This is a genomic window from Caulobacter sp. AP07, assembly GCF_000281955.1.
Classification (GTDB): domain Bacteria; phylum Pseudomonadota; class Alphaproteobacteria; order Caulobacterales; family Caulobacteraceae; genus Caulobacter.
This window is the reverse complement of sequence record NZ_AKKF01000280.1, coordinates 1-2446: the sequence shown is the minus strand read 5'-3', so window position 1 is coordinate 2446 and position 2446 is coordinate 1. Positions and strand designations below refer to the sequence as shown.

Genomic DNA, 2446 nt, shown 5'->3' with positions numbered 1-2446 from the left:
CCCCTCACCCTCCCACGCCTTCGGCGTGGGCCCCTCCCTCTCCCCTCCGGGAGAGGGTTTCCTTCACCACCCCAGATCCGCTTCCCCCCGCAGGATCGCCTCCGCCTCGGCCGAATGCGCCGCGCTCCCCCGCTCGTGCAGCACCAGCGGCGGCAGCAGCACCAGCGGCGCCTTGCCGGTCTTGATCGCCCGGACGATCACCCGCTTGGCCGGGGCGTCGGCGAAGGGGGCGATCGGGCGGATCCGAAACGACCCCGCCTTGGGGGCCAGCAGGGCCAGGAGGTCGGCCAGGCGGTCGGCGCGGTGGATCAGGGTGACGGTCCCGCCCTCGCGCACCGCCTTCAGGCAGAACGCCGTCCAGGCCGCCAGGCCGCCGTCGGCCATCCAGGCGCCGGACTTCTCCGGCGCGGGCGCGCGCAGGGCGGCGGGGTCGTCGAAGAACGGCGGATTGCTGATCGCCGCGTCGAACACCGGCAGCTCCAGGGTCCGGAAACCGCGCTCGACGTCGCCGTCGATGATCTCGGCCCGGTCGTCCAGTCCGTTGAGGACGACATTGCCGCGGGCCAGGTCGGCGGCGGCCGCGTCGCGCTCCAATCCGACGAATCGGGCCCCCTCGCGCCGGCGCGCGGCGGCCAGCAGCGCCCCGCCGACACCGCAGCCGGCCTCGATCACCCGCTCGCCGGGCGCGGCGTCGCAGGCCGCCGCCAGCAGGGCCGCGTCCATGCCGGCCCGGTAGCCGGTCACGGCCTGGCGCAGCCTTACGCGACCGTTCAGGACGGTATCTTCGGTGACCCCCAAGGGGAGGGAAGGGACTGGTATCGCGTACGGCAACGTTTCAAGCCTTGTGCTCGCCTTGACCCTGACCTATCCCGCCACCATTGTCGCTCGCAACGGCTGATCAAGCCCACGGGACGCGCGGCGCAGGCCGAACCACCGGTGGGCGTCAGTCAGGGAGAGTATCGTTTTGGACGCAGCTGCAGCGACCCTCGCCCGGGAGCCGGGATCGGTGGATCGTCTCGCGTGGCTGGCCGCCGCCGACATGGCCGGGGTCGACGCTCTGATCACCGCGCGCATGCAGAGCGAGGTTCCGGTCATCCCGGCCCTGGCCGAGCACCTGATCGCCGCCGGCGGCAAGCGCCTGCGTCCGCTGCTCACCGTGGCCGCCGCGCGCCTGGCGGGCTCCGACAACGACACCTGCCTGAAGCTGGCCGCCGCCGTCGAGTTCATCCACACCGCCACCCTGCTGCACGACGACGTGGTCGACGGCAGCCAGCTGCGGCGCGGCAAGGTCGCGGCCCACCTGATCTGGGGCGCGGCGCAGAGCGTGCTGGTCGGCGACTTCCTGTTCGCCCGGGCCTTCGAGCTGATGGTCGAGACGAACTCGATGAAGGCGCTGGAGATCTTGGCCAAGGCCAGCCGCGTCATCGCCGAAGGCGAAGTGCTTCAGCTGACGCGCAGCCACGACCTGAACCTGAGCCAGGCCCTCTATCTGGAAATCATCGGCGCCAAGACCGCCGAGCTGTTCGCGGCCGCCTCCGAGGCCGGCGGCGTGTCGGCCGGAGTGTCGGCCATGCAGTCGGACGCCCTGCGGGCCTACGGCATGAACCTGGGCCTGGCCTTCCAGCTGGCCGACGACGCCCTGGACTATGGCGGCACGACCGAGGCCCTGGGCAAGAACGCCGGCGACGACTTCCGCGAAGGCAAGGCCACCTTGCCGCTGCTGCTGGCCATCGCCCGCTCGGGCCCGCGCGAGGCCGAGTTCTGGGAGCGGGCCATCGGCCGCCGCGAACAGACCGAGGCCGACTTCCGCCGGGCCCGCGAGCTGATCGTCGGCACCGGGGCCCTCGAAGGCACCCTCGACCTGGCCTCGGAATATGCCGACAAGGCCAAGGCGGCGCTGGCCGGCTTCCCCGCCAACGAGTGGCGGTCGAGCCTGGAAAGCCTGGCCGACTTCGCGGTCAGCCGGCGGGCCTGATGGCGCGGCGGAGCGTGGCCAAGGGCGGAAACCTGCTCCCGGCGGCTCCGGACGGCCCCGCGCCGCGCCTCGCCACCGTTCTGGAGACCTCGCCCGCCAATCCCAGCGGCGACCCGCATGGCCATGCCCACCAGGCCGGTGAAGTCGCCGGCAAGGTGATCGGTGGCGGCCTGGGCGTGGTCATCGGCCTGGGCGTTCTGCTGCTGATGTTCGGCCCGGTGCTGTGGGCGCCGCTGTGGGCTGGCTTCTCGGCGGCCGCGCAGACCAAGGCGCTGGCCCACAACGGCTGGCTGACGGCCGGCGCGGCGATCGCCGCCGCCCTGGCCGTGGCCTTCATCCAGTTCCTGCTGCTGGTCCAGAAGAGCCCGCTGCTGCGCTACCCGGCCGTGCTGCTGTTCTCGCTGGCCTGGGTGGGCGGGCTGTGGCTGGAGCTGACCGCCCCGCCGCACAATTGGCTGCTGCCGCCGCCGC

Annotated in this window: 3 protein-coding genes; 2 read left to right on the top strand and 1 reads right to left on the bottom strand. The window is 72.8% G+C overall.

Going from position 1 to position 2446, the window contains the following annotated elements:
• Nucleotides 1-63 precede the first annotated feature (63 nt).
• The gene (locus tag PMI01_RS23580; protein ID WP_007675356.1) at nucleotides 64-798 is read right to left on the bottom strand and encodes a methyltransferase; all 735 of its coding nucleotides are present in this window, start codon (nucleotides 796-798) and stop codon (nucleotides 64-66) included.
• 166 nt (nucleotides 799-964) lie between these two features.
• Here PMI01_RS23580 and PMI01_RS23575 point away from each other — a divergent pair, with 166 nt between their 5' ends.
• Both PMI01_RS23575 and PMI01_RS23570 read left to right on the top strand, forming a co-directional pair.
• The gene (locus tag PMI01_RS23575) at nucleotides 965-1975 is read left to right on the top strand and encodes a polyprenyl synthetase family protein (RefSeq protein ID WP_162136413.1); all 1011 of its coding nucleotides are present in this window, start codon (nucleotides 965-967) and stop codon (nucleotides 1973-1975) included.
• A partial coding sequence (locus tag PMI01_RS23570) for a hypothetical protein (protein ID WP_007675348.1) occupies nucleotides 1975-2446 on the top strand: 472 nt, incomplete at its 3' end. The genes PMI01_RS23575 and PMI01_RS23570, both read left to right, overlap by 1 nt.